Origin of the sequence: Nocardioides astragali, from assembly GCF_024436375.1 — a bacterium.
GTDB classification, from domain to species: Bacteria; Actinomycetota; Actinomycetes; order Propionibacteriales; family Nocardioidaceae; genus Nocardioides; species Nocardioides astragali.
The window spans coordinates 840,006-855,385 of record NZ_JAFMZM010000003.1 but is presented as its reverse complement, the minus strand read 5'-3'; the positions used below and the strand labels follow the sequence as shown (position 1 = coordinate 855,385).

Below are 15,380 nucleotides of genomic sequence, written 5' to 3'. Positions count from 1 at the left end.
TCTTCGGACAAGTCACTTCCCGGACCCGCCAGACAACACCCTAGAACTCTGCTTCCTGCTGCGTCTTGACACAGAGGGGTGCCAGATCCCGTAACCCGGACGCGCCGACAGGCGGCGGAGTGACGCAACTTTGGCGACGCACAGGGCGGCAGACGGGTGCGTCCAGTGTCTCAGTCAAAAGCCCGAGACGTCGAGCAGAGGCTCCTTCATGCCGTCGGGGTCGCCCGCGGAGTCGTAGTCGAAGCGCCCGGCACCGATGAGGGCGCGGCGCACCTGCGCTGGCGTTGATCTTGGGTGGGTGGACAGGTAGAGGGCGGCCGCTCCGGCCGCGTGGGGCGCGGCAAACGAGGTACCGTCGTACAGGGAGTAGGTGCCGCCGACGTCGGCGGAGAGGATGCAAAGAGACGGTGCGGCGATGTCGACGGCGGCGCCGTAGTTGGAGAAGTAGGGGAAGGTGTCGTCGAGCACCGCCACAGGAGCCTTCTTCATGCAATCGCTGCTCAGGCCACCCGGCACGCCGTCGAAGTCGGCGACGCCCGAAACCGTGATCACGTCGGAGTATGCCGCGGGTGCGACCGCACTCGCGTCGATTCCGTCGTTGCCCGCGGCTGCGACCGCGGTCACCCCCGCTGCCGTCACGCGACAGATGGCTTCGTGGAGCGCCTGGCCGCTCACTCGGCCGCATTTACCGTCGTCGCTGCCGACAAAGACGAAGCTCATGTTCACGACCTCGATGGTCGCTGCGTTCGAGACCACCCACTCCAGGCCGCACAGCACATCGCTCAGGCGGCCCCCGCCGCCCGCGTTGAAGGACGCGACCGCCCAGATTCTAGACCCGGGGGCGACGCCCACCACGCCGATCCCGTTGTCGGCGGCGCCGATCACACCGGCGACGCCGATCCCGTGGTTGTTCTTGTTATGGAACCCGAGGCCCGCGCAGTCGACGCCTGGGCGTACGTCGACGTCCGGGTGGTCGAGCTGAAAACCACCGTCGATGACGGCGACGTCAGCGTCCACAACGCCGCTGCCATCGCCGGACCTCGTGCTGGAGAGTTCACCTTCGACCCGGTTCACGCCGTTCGGGAGAGTCTGCGGGGGCTGCTTCCCAGCCAGCCTGATCTCGATGTCGTCGCTGACGTAGAGCACTGCGGGGTCGGCCTCGAGGGCGGCACGTCCCTGGGGAGTGGCGGCGGCGGCGAATCCGTTGATCGCGTGCGAAAACACCCGGGTGACCGCGACGCCGCCCGCCCGCTCGTGTGCCCTAGCCCGCGGCGTCGAGGCGACGTCGTCGCGGAGCACCACCACGACCGCCGTCTTAGGCGCATCGGTGACCACCGAGTCCGCGACTGCGGATTGAGCTGGCGGAACAGTAGGGATCATGAGGACGGCGGCTGCCACGCCTATGGTCCTTGCGGAAACGCCTGTCGAGGGTCCAGCGCGCATGATTCTCATTCCCCGCGCCGAGCCGCGACTCAGTCGTTGCGTGTACCTGCGAATCAGCGTCGACCAGAGAGACAGGAGAAGCAATACCTCAACCGGGGCACATCTGACACACGCCTCACCCGCCAGCGTTCAGCGCCGAGCCATGCGTGGTGACGGTGGCAGGACTCGGCACCGCCTTCGCGACGCTGTGTACAACCGAACGAAGGTCGAAGCTGCAGAGGTGGCGCCGTGGTGTTCCTTGGGTGCGTCATAGTGGGCGATGTGACGCTGGTCGCGCGCTCTCGGGATCAGCCCTTGGACCACGCCCACTGCGTGACCGTCCGCATCGGCGTCCAGCCGGTGAAGGTGCCGACGGGTGCGGCTGTCTCGACGCCGACGCGGGTGAGTTCTCCGCCGTGATCGGCGTACGCCTGGGCCAGCAACGTCTCGGTTTCCAAGGTCACGCCATGGACGACCAGGCGGCCACCGGGGCGGAGAGCAGCGAGGCAGGTGTCGAGCACGCCCTCACGCGTCGCACCGCCGCCGATGAAGATGGCGTCCGGGGCCTCCAGACCCTCCAGTGCAGAAGGAGCTCGCCCCTCGACCACCACCAGGTCGGGGACGCCAAGAGCAGAGGCGTTGCGGCCGATGCGCTCAGCACGGTCGGGGTCGGACTCGATGGCGATGGTGCGGCAGGTGGGATGCGCCCGCATCCACTCGATGCCGACCGAGCCGGCACCCGCGCCGACGTCCCAGAGGAGCTGACCGGGAGCGGGCATCAACCGGGCAAGGGCGGAGGCGCGGAGGTCGCGCTTGGTGAGTTGGCCGTCGTTCTCGAAGGCGTCGTCAGGGAGGCCGGGGGCCCAGGACGCGAGGCCGTTCCCGACAACCTCCAGCGCAATGACGTTCAGCGCCGGCGACTCAGAAGCCCACGACGAGGCGACGCCGGAGACGGAGGACTCGGAAGCAGCGCCGAGGTCGCCCAGCACGGTCAGACGGGAGTCCCCGAAACCCGACGAGGTCACGAGAGAGGCGACGTCAGCAGGCGTCGAGGCATCGCTCGACAGGACCAGGATCCGCCGACCCGGTGCTAGGGCTAGCACGAGACGCTTGATCGGCCGGCCCACGAGCGAGACGACCTCGCACGACTCGGCAGACCACCGCATCCGGGCGCGAGCCAACGACACCGACGACACTGCAGGCACCACGCGGACCGTAGCCCCGAGGTCGAGCAAGGTCGACGCGATCCCCGACACCAGCGGATCCCCCGACGCCAGGGCCACGACCGCGCGGCCGGCGTACTCCGACAACAGAGACGGCAGCCCGGAGGCCAAGGGCGAAGGCCACGGCACCCGCTCCTGACCGGGGACAGAAGGCACCAAAGACAGGTGCCGCGACCCGCCCCACAGCACGGCCGCATCCAGGACAAGTGCGCGAGGCGCAGGCGACAGCCCGGCAAAACCGTCAGCACCGATGCCGACGACCACGACCTCGGTGGGCACCCCAGTGGACGACATGGCCGCAGACGCTATCGTGACGCGGACAAGGCGAGAGGTGCCCCATTCGGGGAGAATCTGGGAAGCCGGTGAGAATCCGGCACAGGGCCCGCTGCGGTGACCGAGGCACGACCTCGGAAGTCCGAAGACCGGCCTCCCGCCACCCATGAAGCTGGCAACGAGAGCGGGAGCCCCCATGCCACTGCACTACCCCCTGTCCGCCGTCGTCGCCCCCCAGGTGGGCCAGCGCGACGACATGACGCTGGCCCTGATCCTCACCACGATCTCCCCGGAGGTCGGCGGCGTGCTCGTGCGCGGCGAGAAGGGCACGGCCAAGTCCACGACCGTCCGCGCCCTCGCCTCCGTGCTGCCGCCGATCGAGGTGGTGGCCGGCGACCGGTTCGCGAGTGCCCCCGGGGACACCTCGCCCGACGGCCCAGGCCCGGACAACAGATGGCCTCTCGAAGCCGAGACCGAGACCCGGCCCGTACGCCTCGTCGAGCTGCCCGTCGGCGCCACCGAGGACCGCGTGCTCGGCTCGCTGCACCTCTCGAAGGTCCTGGCCGACGGCGTGGCCGAGTACGAGCCCGGCCTGCTTGCCCGCGCCCACCGCGGCATCCTCTATGTCGACGAGGTCAACCTGCTCCACGACCACCTCGTCGACCTGCTGCTCGACGCCGCGGCGATGGGCCGCTCCACCGTGGAGCGCGACGGCGTCTCGGTCGCCCACGCCGCCCGCTTCGTGCTCGTCGGCACCATGAATCCCGAGGAGGGCGAGCTCCGCCCTCAGCTCCTCGACCGCTTCGGCCTCACCGTCGAGATCGCCGCGCCGCGCGACCCGCAGCTGCGCGCCGAGGTCGTACGCCGCCGACTCGCCTTCGACGCCGACCCGACTGCCTTCGTCGCGTCGTACGCCGACGCCGAGCGCGCGCTGACCGACCGGATCGTGGCCGCCCGCAAGCTGCTTCCGGAGGTCGAGCTCACAGACGCGGTGCTCACCAAGGTCGCCGAGGTCTGCGCCGCCTTCGAGGTCGACGGGATGCGCGCCGACATCGTCACCACGCGTACGGCGATCGCGCACGCTGCGTGGCACGGCCGGACCCACGTCACCCGGGCCGACATCCGCCAGGCGGCGCTGCTCGCGCTGCCGCACCGGCGGCGGAGGAATCCGTTCGACGCGCCGGGGCTGGACGAGGACCTGCTCGACCAGGTCCTCGGGGACGAGGAGCCCGATCCGGAGCCGCCTGCTCCGCAGGGACCCGAGGGTGGAGCTGACGAGTCCGATGAGTCTGGTTTCGAGACGGGCGCGGAGCGCCCTCCTCAACCCACGGATGGGGCAGAGCGCCCTCCTCAACCAACGGAGGGGGAGGACGGCGGATCGGATGGGGCTGGCGATGGGGACCGCCCGGATCAGCCGACGAGTGAGGACGAGGGTCTCGTGACGGGCGCTGAGCGCCCCCCTCGACCAACGATGGAGAGTGTCGTCGGGTCCGCTGCGCCCTACCAGGTGCGCCGGTTCGAGGTCACCGGCACCGGGGCCGGGGAGTCGGGCAAGCGCAGCCGCGCCCTCACGACCAACGGCCGGCGTATCGGGGCCGAGCCGCAGGGCGAGAAGCACGGCAGCCTCCACCTCGTCGAGACGATCCGCGCCGCAGCGCCGCACCAGCGGGCACGGGGTCGGACCGACGGCCGCCTGGTCTTCCACGACAGCGACCTGCGGACAGCCCGACGCGAGGGACGCGAGGCCAACCTCGTGCTCTTCTGCGTCGACGCGTCCGGCTCGATGGCCGCGCGCAAGCGGATGGAGCAGGTCAAGACCGCGATCCTCAGCCTGCTGCTCGACGCCTACCAACGCCGCGACAAGGTCGGACTGGTCACCTTCCGGGCCGACTCGGCCGACGTCGCGCTGCCGCCGACCCACTCGGTCGACATCGCCGCCAAGCGCCTCGCCGACCTGCCGGCGGGCGGACGTACGCCGCTCGCGGAGGGGCTGCTGACCGCGGTCGAGGTCCTGCGGGTCGAGAAGGTGCGCGATCCGCGCAGGCGTCCGCTGCTCATCGTGATCACCGACGGCAGGGCGACGCACGGACCCGACGCCGTCAACCGCAGCCGGGCCGCCGCGGGCTGGATCGCCGAGCACGGCATCAGCGCGGTCGTCGTCGACTGCGAGCAGGGGCCGATGCGGCTCGGGCTCGCCGGCCAGCTCGCCGCAGCCATGCAGGCCACTCACCTGCCGATCGCGGAGGTCAGCGCCCAGGCGCTGGCGGGCGTCGCTCGGGTCGCATGAACTCCCCCATGAGAACACCCACACTCAGTCAGGACCTGTACGACGTCATCGCGCGCCGCCGCGACGTACGCGCCGAGTTCAGCGGCAAGCCCGTCGCCCTGCAGACGCTGCGCCGCGTCCTCGACGCCGCCCACTCCGCGCCGAGCGTCGGGCACAGCCAGCCGTGGGACTTCGTGCTCGTCTTCGACGAGGACAAGCGCGACCGGTTTGCCGAGCACGTCGAGACGGAGCGGCAGACCTTCGCCGACGAGCTCCCGCCGGACCGACGGGAGACCTTCGGCAGGATCAAGGTCGAGGGAATCCGGGAGTCGGGCCTCGGCGTCGTGGTGACGTACGACCCGGAGCGCGGCGGGCAGCACGTGCTCGGACGGCACGCGATCGCCGACACCGGCCTCTACTCCACCTGCCTCGCGATCCAGAACCTCTGGCTCGCCGCCACCGCCGAGGAGCTCGGCGTGGGGTGGGTCTCGTTCTACCGCGAGGAGTTCCTCGCCGACCTCGTCGGCCTGCCCGACGGCGTACGTCCGGTCGCGTGGCTCTGCCTCGGGCACGTCACCCGGCTGCAGGAGGTGCCCGACCTGGTCCGGCACGGCTGGCGCGACGGGCGGCCGCTCGACGAGGCCATCCACTTCGAGAGCTGGAGGAGCTGACGTGCCACAGGGAGTCCCGGCCACCGTCCCCGACGACGGCCTCACCACGCGCCAGCGCCGCAACCGGCCGCTCGTCGTGGTCCACACCGGCGACGGAAAGGGCAAGTCGACGGCCGCCTTCGGCCTCGCGCTGCGCGGCTGGAACCAGGGCTTCGACATCGGGGTCTTCCAGTTCGTGAAGTCCGCGAAGTGGCGCATCGGCGAGCAGACCGTGCTCGAGCGGCTCGGCCGGCTCCACGAGGAGACCGGCGAGGGCGGGCCGGTCACCTGGCACAAGATGGGCGCCGGCTGGTCGTGGTCGCGCAAGGGCGGGACCGAGGACGACCACGCCTCGGCCGCGGCCGAGGGCTGGGACGAGATCAAGCGCGCGCTGGCCGAGGAGCGGCACGACCTCTACGTCATGGACGAGTTCACCTATCCGATGAAGTGGGGCTGGGTCGACGTCGACGACGTCGTGACCGCGCTGGTCGAGCGCCCCGGCCGCCAGCACGTCGTGATCACCGGCCGCAACGCCGACCCGCGCCTGGTCGAGGCCGCCGACCTCGTCACCGAGATGGGCAAGGTCAAGCACCCGATGGATGTCGGGCAGAAGGGCCAGCGAGGCATCGAGTGGTGAGCCTCCCGCGACTGATGGTCGCCGCCCCGGCCTCCGGCCACGGCAAGACCACCGTCGCCACCGGCCTGATGGCCGCGCTCGCCCGCGCCGGCCACACCGTTAGCGGCCACAAGGTCGGCCCCGACTACATCGACCCCGGCTACCACGCGCTCGCCACCGGCCGCCCCGGCCGCAACCTCGACCCGCACCTCGTCGGCGAGAAGCGCCTCGTCCCGCTGCTGCTGCACGGCGCCGCCGGCGCGGACCTGGCCGTCATCGAGGGCGTGATGGGCCTGTACGACGGCCAGATCGGTGGCGACGGCTTCGCGTCGACCGCCCACGTCGCCGCCGTCACGCGCACTCCGGTGATCCTGGTCGTCGACATCTCGTCGGCGTCGCGCACCATCGCCGCGACGATCCACGGGCTGATGACGTGGGCGCAGCCGCCGGTCGACGTGGTCGGCGTGATCCTCAACAAGGCCGGCTCCGAGCGGCATGCGGAGGAGGTGGTGCGCTCCATCGGCGACCGGCTGCCGGTGCTCGGCACCCTCCAGCGCGACGACGGGATCGAGGCTCCGTCGCGTCATCTGGGGCTGGTGCCGGCGGCGGAGCGGGCGGATGCCGCGGCCGCGCTCGACCGGCTGGCGGCGCAGATCGCCGGGGCGGTCGACCTCGAGCGGGTCGTACGCCTCGCGTCGGCGGCGCCGGACCTGCGCGAGACTCCCTGGGACCCGTCCGTCGAGGTAGTCCGCTGCGAAAGGCCAGGCGGAGCGTCCGAGACACCGGCGTTCCGCAGCGGACTACCGAGCGGAGGCAACGGCGCGAAGGGCGCGCGCATCGCGGTCGCGGGAGGCCGGGCTTTCACGTTCCGCTACGCCGAGACGGTCGAGCTCCTGCGCGCGGCCGGGGCCGAGATCGTGGAGCTCGACCCGCTCATCGACACACGGCTCCCGGAGGGCACGACGGGGCTCTACCTCGGCGGCGGCTTCCCGGAGATGCACGCCGCCGAGCTCGGCGCCAACGAGCGCCTCCGGCGCGACATCCGTACGTCGATCGGCCGGGGACTGCCCACGGTCGCCGAGTGCGCCGGGCTGCTCTACCTCTGCGAGTCGGTGCGGGGACCCGAGGGGCCGGCCGTCCCGATGGTCGGTGCGATCGCCGCGGCTGCTGAGATGGCGCCGAGGCTGACGCTGTCCTACCGCACCGCCACCACTCCGACCGACAACCTGCTGAGCCGCGCGGGCGAGCAGGTCACCGGCCACGAGTTCCACCGCACTCACCTCACGGGCGTCGACGACGGCGACCCGGCCTGGCTGATGCCCGACCCTGCGGGCGTGGCGACATCGACTCTGCACGCGTCCTACCTCCACACCCACTGGGCCGGCCACCCGCAGCTTGCGCAGCGCTTCGCGGCGGCAGCGGCGGCGTACGCCGGCCCGGACCTGCGCCACCACGGCGACCGCGAGGCCACGCCCGGCCTGGTCGACCTCGCCGTCAACGTCTTCGACGGTCCCCGCCCGCGCTGGCTCGACCGCGCGCTGGCCGACTCGATCACGGACTCGGACAGCTATCCCGACGCAAGCGCGGCCGAGACGGCCGTGGCGCGCAGGCACGGGCGCGGCACCGGCGACGTCCTCGCCACCGCCGGCGCCGCCGAGGCCTTCACCCTCGTCGCGAGGCTGCGGCCGTGGCGACACGCGGTCGTCGTACATCCCCAGTTCACCGAGCCCGAGGTCGCGCTGCGCACCGCCGGGCACGCGCCCGGTCAGGTCGTCCTGACGCACGACGACGGGTTCCGCCTCGACCCGAGGCAGGTGCCCGACGACGCCGACCTCGTGGTCATCGGCAACCCGACCAACCCCACCGGCGTACGCCACCCCGCCTCCGCGATCACGAGCCTCGCGAGGGTTGGCCGGCTGGTCGTGGTCGACGAGGCCTTCCTCGACGACGAGGTCGAGACGCTGGCCGACGAACGGGTGCCCGGCATCGTCGTGCTCCGCAGCCTCACCAAGATCTGGTCGATCCCCGGCATCCGCGCCGGCTACCTCCTCACCGAGCCTCACCTCGTCGCCGACCTGCGCGCGCTCCAGACACCCTGGTCGGTCTCCGCGCCGGCGATCGCCGCGCTCGTCGCCACCAGCACCGAGACGGCACGGGACGAGGCCAGGAGGAGAGCCGAGGAGCTTGCCCACAGGCGCGACCACCTCGCGCAGGGACTCGAGGAGCTCGGCATCGAGACGGTCCCCAGCACCGCTCCCTTCGTGCTGGCCAGGACGGGACGAGGAAGCCGGGAAGTCCTGCGCAGCCTGGGTTTCGCGGTCCGCAGAGCCGACACCTTCCCCGGCCTCGACGACTCATGGGTCCGCATCAGCGCCCGGCGCACGCCGGTCACCGACGACCTGCTGGGTGCGCTACGCTCCACGCACCCAGTCCTGAGGAAGCCGGTGGGAATCCGGCACAGTGGCGCTACTGTGACACCGCTCCAAAGCACAAAGGAGCGGTGAAGTCAGACCCGACGGACTGGAAGTCAATCCCCACTACCCGGGACGCTTTCATCCCGAAGGAGGAACCATGGCGCACGCCATCTCCAGCCCCACCTCGATCTCAGGTGCGGGCTCAGCTCCGTCCGACCTCGTCATCCCGGCCCGGGAGCTCGCTCCCTGGCTCGCCTTCGGCGCCCTGTTCGCCATGTCCGTGCTCGTGCTGATCAGCTCGGCGCAGGGCGCGATCACCATCCCCGAGGGCACCGCGATCCACGAGTGGGTCCACGACGGCCGGCACCTGCTCGGCTTCCCCTGCCACTGACGCGCGCGGGATGAGCACCCGAACCTTCCTGGTCCAGGGTCTCGTCGCCGGTCTCCTCGCCGGGATCGCCGCGTTCGTCGTGGCGTACACCGTCGGGGAGCCCCAGGTCGACCGGGCCATCGCGCTCGAGGAGGCTGCCGGCGCCACGGCAGCCGACCACGAGCACAGTGACGACCCAGCCGCGGGCCACTCCCACGACGACGAGGACGCGGTCGTCACCCGCGCCACGCAGTCGACCCTGGGCCTGGCCACCGGCACCCTCGCCATCGGCGTGGTGCTGGGCGGACTCACAGGCCTGCTCGCCGCCGTCGGCCTCGGCCGGCTCGGCGGGCTGCGACCCGCGGCCAGCACGGCGCTCGTCGCGCTACTGGGCGCGGTCTCCTTCAGCGTCGTGCCGTTCCTCAAGTACCCCGCGACACCTCCGGCCGTCGGGTCCGGCGAGACCATCGACAACCGCACCGCGCTCTACTTCGGGTTCCTCGCGGTCTCGGTGCTCGCCGTGCTCGCGGCAGTGGCGGTGGCCCGCGCGGCCGTACGCCTGTGGAGCGGGGTGCCGGGCGTCGTCGCCGGCGCCGCGACGTACGCCGTCATCGTGGTCGTCGCCGCCCTCGCGTTCCCGAAGGTCGACGAGCTCGGCGACTTCCCGGCCGGCCTCCTCTGGGACTTCCGTGTCGCGTCGCTGCTGACCCTGCTCGCCCTGTGGGCGGTCATCGGCGCCGCCCTGACGGTCCTGGTGGACCGCACGTGGCGGCAGCACGACGCGGTCCGGGCCCGGCGCGAGCTCGCCGCGTCGCTCTGAGGTACCACGTGTCAGTGGGGGTGAGCCGGGCGCTGGGCATCGCGCTCGGCCACCTCGCCGACCGCCGCTTCGGCGACCCGCGGCGCGCCCATCCCGTCGCGGGGTTCGGCCGCGTCGCCGCCGCCCTGGAGACGCGGACGTACGCCGACTCGCGGGCCCGCGGCGTCGTCCACCTGGTCGTCCTGGCCGGGGGCGTCACGGCGCTCGGCGCCGCAGTCGAGCGACGGTCGACGGGCCACCCCGTCGTCCACACCCTCCTCACGGCCGCCGCCACGTGGACCGTGCTCGGCGGCACCTCACTCGGCCGGGAGGCGACGGCCGTCCACGACCTCCTCGCCGCCGACGACCTGTCCGGCGCTCGACAGCGGCTCACCCACCTCGTCGGCCGTGACACGAGCGTCCTCGACGGGAGCGAGGTCAGCCGGGCCTGTGTCGAGTCGGTCGCGGAGAACACCTCCGACGCGGTGGTCGCACCGCTCGTGTGGGGCGCGGTGCTCGGCGTCCCTGGGCTGCTCGGCTACCGCGCCGCCAACACCTTGGACGCGATGGTCGGCCATCGCGGCGAACGCTACCGCCGCTTCGGCTGGGCGTCGGCGCGCTTCGACGACCTCCTCAACCTGCCCGGCGCGCGGCTCAGTGGGCTCCTCGCTGCCGGCCTCGCCCCCACGGTAGGAGGGCGACCCAGGGCCGCCATCGCGGCGTGGGTCCGCGACGCCCGGCGGCACCCGAGCCCCAACGCCGGCGTCGTCGAGGCCGCCTTCGCCGGCGCGCTCGGCGTACGCCTCGGTGGCCGCAACCACTACTCCCACGGTGTCGAGGACCGGGTCCGGCTGGGCGACGGACCACCACCGACCGCGGGCGACATCGGCCGCGCGGTGCGGCTGGCGCGCCACGTCGGCACCGGCGCGGCGGCTGCAGCGGTGCTCGTCGCGCTCAGGCGCTGAGGCCTACGCGAACGGGTCCGGCAGCGCGCCCGGCAGCCCCGCGAGGAGCTCACGCGCACGGGCGGCGTGCTTGTTCTCGACGAGCACCTCGTACTTCGTCGCCACGACCTGCGTGACGGAGGAGAAGTCGCGCTGACCGCGGGTGAAGGCGTAGCCGGTGAGCGCCCACACGAGGCCGAAGGTCGCGCCCATGAAGGCGGTGCTCAGCAGCACCTGCCAGATGTTCTCGTTGGTGAACAGCGCGAAGATCAGACCGACGAAGATGCCCAGCCAGAGGCCGGAGAGGATGCCGCCGGCCGCGATCTTCGACCACGTCAGCCGGCCCGTCACCCGCTCGATCCGCTTGAGGTCAGTGCCGACGATCATCAGCTGGTCGACGGGGAAGTCGGCGTCGGCGAGGAAGTCGACGCTCTTCTGCGCGGCGGCGTAGTCGTCATAGACCGCCAGTGACTGCGGGAACTGGAGCTTGAGGGCTGGGCAGGGGTGAGGCCCGAGGTGGACATGCCTCCACGATACGACCGGGACCACGCCCAACTGCCGCGCTCAACCCCTGTGCTGCACCCACTCCGCCCGCCGCGGTTGTCGTCGCGGCAGTGCTCGCCCTCAGGCGGGGTCGCTGACCTGGCGCAGGCTGCGAGCCAGCACGGGGACCATCACCGCGGCGAGGACCAGGTGCAGCCCGACCAGCGAGAAGACGCCGGCCTGGAAGGCGACGCCGGAGACCGGGATCGTCTCCCCTCCGTCGACCACGAAGTCGACGCCTGCCGCCCGGGCCACGGCGGCGACGAGCCCGGCGGCCACCGTCGCCACGAGCGTTGCGACCAGTCCGGCGCCGACGAGCCTGCGGAAGCGGTGGGTGGCGGGGAGACGGGTCACCGTGTCGGTGGCGGTCATCGCGAGACCTCCGTGCCGTCGGCCTGCACCCGCTCGGGCAGGCCGAGCCGGGCGAAGTGCTCGGGGCCGAAGATGGTGACCTCCGTGACCATGCCGCCGCTGATGCGCAGCACGTCGATGGAGAGTGGCAGGTAGGCCGCCACGTCGTCGCGCCAGAGGTAGTAGCCGACCGCGGGCTGCCGGTTCACCGACGTGGGGACCGAGCGCAGGCCGCTCATGTCGGGATAGCCGCCCGCGACCCAGTCCGCGAGCACCGCGTCGCGACCGATGAGCAGGCCCTGCGTCGGCGGCATCGCGAACCGCACGTCGTCGCGCAGCATGGTCGCGATCGTGTCGATGTCGACGGCCACGCTGGCCTCGGTGAAGCGGCGTACGAGCTCGCGGGTGTCGGCGTCGTCCTCGCCGCCGGTCCAGTCCTGGCGCTCGGCGGGCAGGTGCTCGCGCATGCCGGCGCGGGCTCGCTGGAGCGCGCTGTTGACGGAGTTGACGGAGTCGCCGAGGAGCTCGGCGACGTCCTTCGCGGGCCAGCCGAGGACGTCACGCAGGATGAGCACGGCGCGCGGTCGCGGTGCGAGGTGCTGCACCGCGACGATGTAGGCCAGCTCGATCGTCTCGCGTGCGACGGCCACCGCCTCGGGCTCGTCGGCGTCGTCCGCGCGCAGCTCCTCGAGCAGCCGGTCCGGGTAGGGCTGCAACCACAGCACCTCGCCGCCGGTCGCGGGCTCCGGGCGCCGCTTGGCGAGCAGGTCGAGGCAGGTGTTGGTGGCGATCTTGTAGAGCCAGGCGCGGAAGGTCGACCGGCCCTCGAAGGTCTCCCGTCGCCGCCAGGCCCGGAGGAACGTCTCCTGAACGGCATCCTCGGCGTCCTCGAACGAGCCGAGCATCCGATAGGAGTGCACGTGCAGCTCGCGGCGGTGGCGCTCCGCCATCCCCGAGAACTCCGCCTCGTCGACCTCACCCAGACCGCTCACGTCCAGTCCCTCCATCAGCGCGTGCGCACACATCGCGTCATCCTTCCGCCTCGTCGTGTCCTGTCACCACGTATGACGGCGACGGGCGGGAGAACTCATCACTCAGGCGCGGGCGGCGACCCACTCCGCGGCCGCGCCTGCGTCCGGCACCGTCTCAACGGCATCGACCGCCGCGCGACGGCGTACGACGACCACGGGCACGCCCAGCTGTCCGGCAGCCGCCATCTTGGGCCAGGTGTAGGTGCCGCCGCTGTCCTTGGTGACGAGGACGTCGATGTCGTGCTCGCCGAGGAGCTCGAGCTCGCCGGCGAGGTCGTAGGGACCGCGGTCCATCAGCACCGTCCACGGCGACGGCAGGTCGACCTCGGGCGGGTCGACGACCCGCACCACGGCCCGGTGGCCGGCCAGCGGCCCGACGAAGTGGTCAAGCGGCTGGCGTCCGACCGTCAGCAGCGGACGCCGGCCCAGCCGCGCCGTCAACGCGGCGGCCACGGAGTGGTCGTCGACCCAGTGCCAGTCCTCCGACCCGGGAGCCCCGCCCCAGCCGGGTCGCTCCAGCCGGAGCAACGGCACGTCCTCGGCGCGGCAGGCGACGACGGCGTTGGCCGACATCCCCTCGGCGAAGGGGTGGGTCGCGTCGACGACCGCGTCGATGCGGTGGCCACGCAGCCAGCCGCGCAGTCCCGCGACGCCTCCGAACCCACCGATCCGCACCGGTCCGACCGGCAGCCGTGGCCGCTCGACCCGGCCGGCGAGCGACGACACGAACTGCACGTCAGTGGCCTCGAGCATGACCGCCAGCTCCCGCGCCTCGCTCGTCCCGCCCAGGACCAGCACCCTCATCGCGACGCCCCCGGCTCCAGCGCCGGCAGCCCGGGTGGCGCTCCCGAGTTGGCGAGGTCGAGCAGGGCGTCGAGGTCGAGGTGCTCCTCGGCGAGGTCGCCGAGGAGGTCCAGCCGCCGCTCCCGCAGCTCGGCGAAGCTCACGTCCGCCGGCATGTACGACGCCCCTGCCGCGCGCGACACCTCCGACAGCAGGGCCCGCCGGAGCTCGTCGCCCTCCAGGCTGCCGTGCCACATGGTCCCGAGGACCGCGCCGGACCGGGCGCCGCCGAGGAACTCCTCGCCGCCGTGGCGCTCGATGCGGCCGTGGTGGATCTCGTAGCCGTGGGCGGGTACGCCCAGCGCTGAGCCGGTCGGCAGCCGGAGCACCTTCTCGCCGGCGAAGGTCGTCGTGACGTCGAGCAGGCCGAGACCGGGCTCGTCGGCGCCGGCCGCGCCCTCCACGCCGTCGGGGTCGGTGATCCGCCGGCCGAGCATCTGGAAGCCACCGCAGATCCCCAGCACCGGCTTGCCGGCAGCCGCGTGGTCGAGCACGGCCCGGTCGAGGCCGCGCTCGCGCAGCCAGCCCAGGTCCGCCAGCGTCGCGCGGGTGCCGGGCAGCACCACGAGGTCGGCGCCGGCCAGCGCGCGGGCCTCAGAGGCGAAGGTGACGTCCACGCCGGGCTCGATGCCGAGGGCGTCGACGTCGGTGAAGTTGGAGATGCGCGGCAGCCGCACCACGGCGACCCGCAACCGGGCCTGCTCGTCCGACGCCCGGCGCCCGGCGAGGTCGAGGGCGTCCTCGGAGTCGAGCCAGAGGTCCGGGTGCCACGGCAGCACGCCGTACGCCTCCCGCCCGGTCAGAGCCCGGATCTCGTCGAGACCGGGGCGGAGCAGGTCGAGGTCGCCGCGGAACTTGTTGATCACGAAGCCGCAGACGAGCGCCTGGTCGGCCCCGTCCAGCAGCGCGACGGTGCCGAAGAGGGCGGCGAAGACGCCGCCACGGTCGATGTCGCCGACCACGACGGTCGGGATCCGGCCGTGCTGCGCGAGGCCCATGTTGACGTAGTCACCGGCGCGCAGGTTGATCTCCGCGGGGCTGCCCGCGCCCTCCACCACGACCAGGTCGTAGCGCGAGGCGAGGTCGTCGAAGGCGGCGTACGCCGCGTCTCGCAGGTGGGTGCGCCCACCCACGAAGTCCTGGGAGTCGATCGTCCCGCCGGGCCGGCCCATCACGACGACGTGGCTGCGACGGTCGCCGCCCGGCTTGAGCAGCACCGGGTTGATGGCGGCCTCGGGCTCGACGCCGGCTGCCACCGCCTGGATCCACTGGGCGCGGCCGATCTCGGCCCCGTCGGCGCACACCATGGAGTTGTTGGACATGTTCTGCGCCTTGAAGGGCGCCACCTTGATCCCCCGCCTGGCGAACGCCCGGCAGAGCGCGGTGACCACGATCGTCTTCCCGGCGTCCGACGTCGTCCCGGCGATCAGCAGCGCACTCACGGCGCCAGCCTAGAGAGAGGCACTGGCACGACCTCCACCAGTCCGAGACGATTTTTTGCCGTGGACTTGGTTCGTTCTTGAGACAACAGGGGCAGACTCGGTGTATGACCAAGCTCCTCACTGACAACCGGGTGGTCGGCCCGCTGTTCCTCCTCATGGCCGTGCTCAACGCCTTCGCCATCACGGGGAACTT

Annotated in this window: 14 protein-coding genes and 1 riboswitch; of the genes, 7 read left to right on the top strand and 7 right to left on the bottom strand. The window is 72.2% G+C overall.

What is annotated here, in order from left to right:
* Positions 1–174: 174 nt before the first annotated feature.
* The gene (locus tag J3P44_RS13275; protein WP_255890873.1) at positions 175–1,527 is read right to left on the bottom strand and encodes a S8 family serine peptidase; all 1,353 of its coding nucleotides are present in this window, start codon (positions 1,525–1,527) and stop codon (positions 175–177) included.
* 203 nt (positions 1,528–1,730) lie between these two features.
* Positions 1,731–2,939, bottom strand: a complete 1,209-nt coding sequence (gene cbiE, locus J3P44_RS13270) for a precorrin-6y C5,15-methyltransferase (decarboxylating) subunit CbiE (RefSeq protein WP_255890872.1) — start codon at positions 2,937–2,939, stop codon at positions 1,731–1,733.
* An 18-nt stretch (positions 2,940–2,957) separates the two neighbouring features.
* Positions 2,958–3,090: riboswitch (cobalamin riboswitch) on the top strand.
* A 24-nt stretch (positions 3,091–3,114) separates the two neighbouring features.
* Between cbiE and J3P44_RS13265 the strand changes: the two genes are divergently transcribed.
* The 7 genes from J3P44_RS13265 (at position 3,115) to J3P44_RS13235 (ending at position 10,998) form a co-directional block, all read left to right on the top strand.
* Positions 3,115–5,205 carry a magnesium chelatase subunit D family protein gene (locus J3P44_RS13265; protein WP_255890871.1) on the top strand — a complete coding sequence of 697 codons (2,091 nt, stop codon included), beginning with the start codon at positions 3,115–3,117 and terminating at the stop codon, positions 5,203–5,205.
* Positions 5,206–5,213: 8 nt separating this feature from the next.
* Entirely contained in the window at positions 5,214–5,855 is a 642-nt protein-coding gene (gene bluB / locus J3P44_RS13260) for a 5,6-dimethylbenzimidazole synthase (RefSeq protein ID WP_255890870.1), read from the top strand.
* Between the two features lies 1 nt (position 5,856).
* On the top strand, positions 5,857–6,471 hold the full coding sequence (gene cobO, locus J3P44_RS13255; RefSeq protein WP_255890868.1) for a cob(I)yrinic acid a,c-diamide adenosyltransferase: 615 nt from the start codon (positions 5,857–5,859) through the stop codon (positions 6,469–6,471).
* Positions 6,468–8,954, top strand: coding sequence for a bifunctional hydrogenobyrinic acid a,c-diamide synthase/histidinol phosphate aminotransferase CobBC (gene cobBC / locus J3P44_RS13250; RefSeq protein ID WP_255890867.1), 2,487 nt, complete (start codon positions 6,468–6,470; stop codon positions 8,952–8,954). Before cobO ends, cobBC begins: the two co-directional genes overlap by 4 nt.
* Positions 8,955–9,021: 67 nt before the next feature.
* Positions 9,022–9,255, top strand: a complete 234-nt coding sequence (locus J3P44_RS13245; protein WP_255890866.1) for a CbtB domain-containing protein — start codon at positions 9,022–9,024, stop codon at positions 9,253–9,255.
* 10 nt (positions 9,256–9,265) lie between these two features.
* On the top strand, positions 9,266–10,054 hold the full coding sequence (locus tag J3P44_RS13240; protein ID WP_255890864.1) for a CbtA family protein: 789 nt from the start codon (positions 9,266–9,268) through the stop codon (positions 10,052–10,054).
* A gap of 8 nt (positions 10,055–10,062) precedes the next feature.
* On the top strand, positions 10,063–10,998 hold the full coding sequence (locus J3P44_RS13235; RefSeq protein WP_255890863.1) for a cobalamin biosynthesis protein: 936 nt from the start codon (positions 10,063–10,065) through the stop codon (positions 10,996–10,998).
* Positions 10,999–11,001: 3 nt separating this feature from the next.
* Here the strand turns inward: J3P44_RS13235 and J3P44_RS13230 are convergent, their stop codons facing one another.
* From J3P44_RS13230 to J3P44_RS13210, 5 genes are all read right to left on the bottom strand, one after another.
* Entirely contained in the window at positions 11,002–11,526 is a 525-nt protein-coding gene (locus J3P44_RS13230; RefSeq protein WP_255890862.1) for a YflT domain-containing protein, read from the bottom strand.
* Positions 11,527–11,601: 75 nt separating this feature from the next.
* Positions 11,602–11,892 carry a DUF6069 family protein gene (locus J3P44_RS13225; RefSeq protein WP_255890861.1) on the bottom strand — a complete coding sequence of 97 codons (291 nt, stop codon included), beginning with the start codon at positions 11,890–11,892 and terminating at the stop codon, positions 11,602–11,604.
* Positions 11,889–12,896 carry an RNA polymerase subunit sigma-70 gene (locus J3P44_RS13220; protein ID WP_255890860.1) on the bottom strand — a complete coding sequence of 336 codons (1,008 nt, stop codon included), beginning with the start codon at positions 12,894–12,896 and terminating at the stop codon, positions 11,889–11,891. The genes J3P44_RS13225 and J3P44_RS13220 overlap by 4 nt, the downstream gene beginning before the upstream one ends.
* Before the next feature lie 69 nt (positions 12,897–12,965).
* Complete coding sequence (locus J3P44_RS13215; protein WP_255890859.1) at positions 12,966–13,706, bottom strand: cobalt-precorrin-6A reductase; 741 nt, start codon at positions 13,704–13,706, stop codon at positions 12,966–12,968.
* A complete protein-coding gene (locus J3P44_RS13210) occupies positions 13,703–15,187 on the bottom strand; it encodes a cobyric acid synthase (RefSeq protein WP_255890858.1) in 1,485 nt (494 codons plus the stop codon). The genes J3P44_RS13215 and J3P44_RS13210 overlap by 4 nt, the downstream gene beginning before the upstream one ends.
* Between the last annotated feature and the right edge of the window lie 193 nt (positions 15,188–15,380).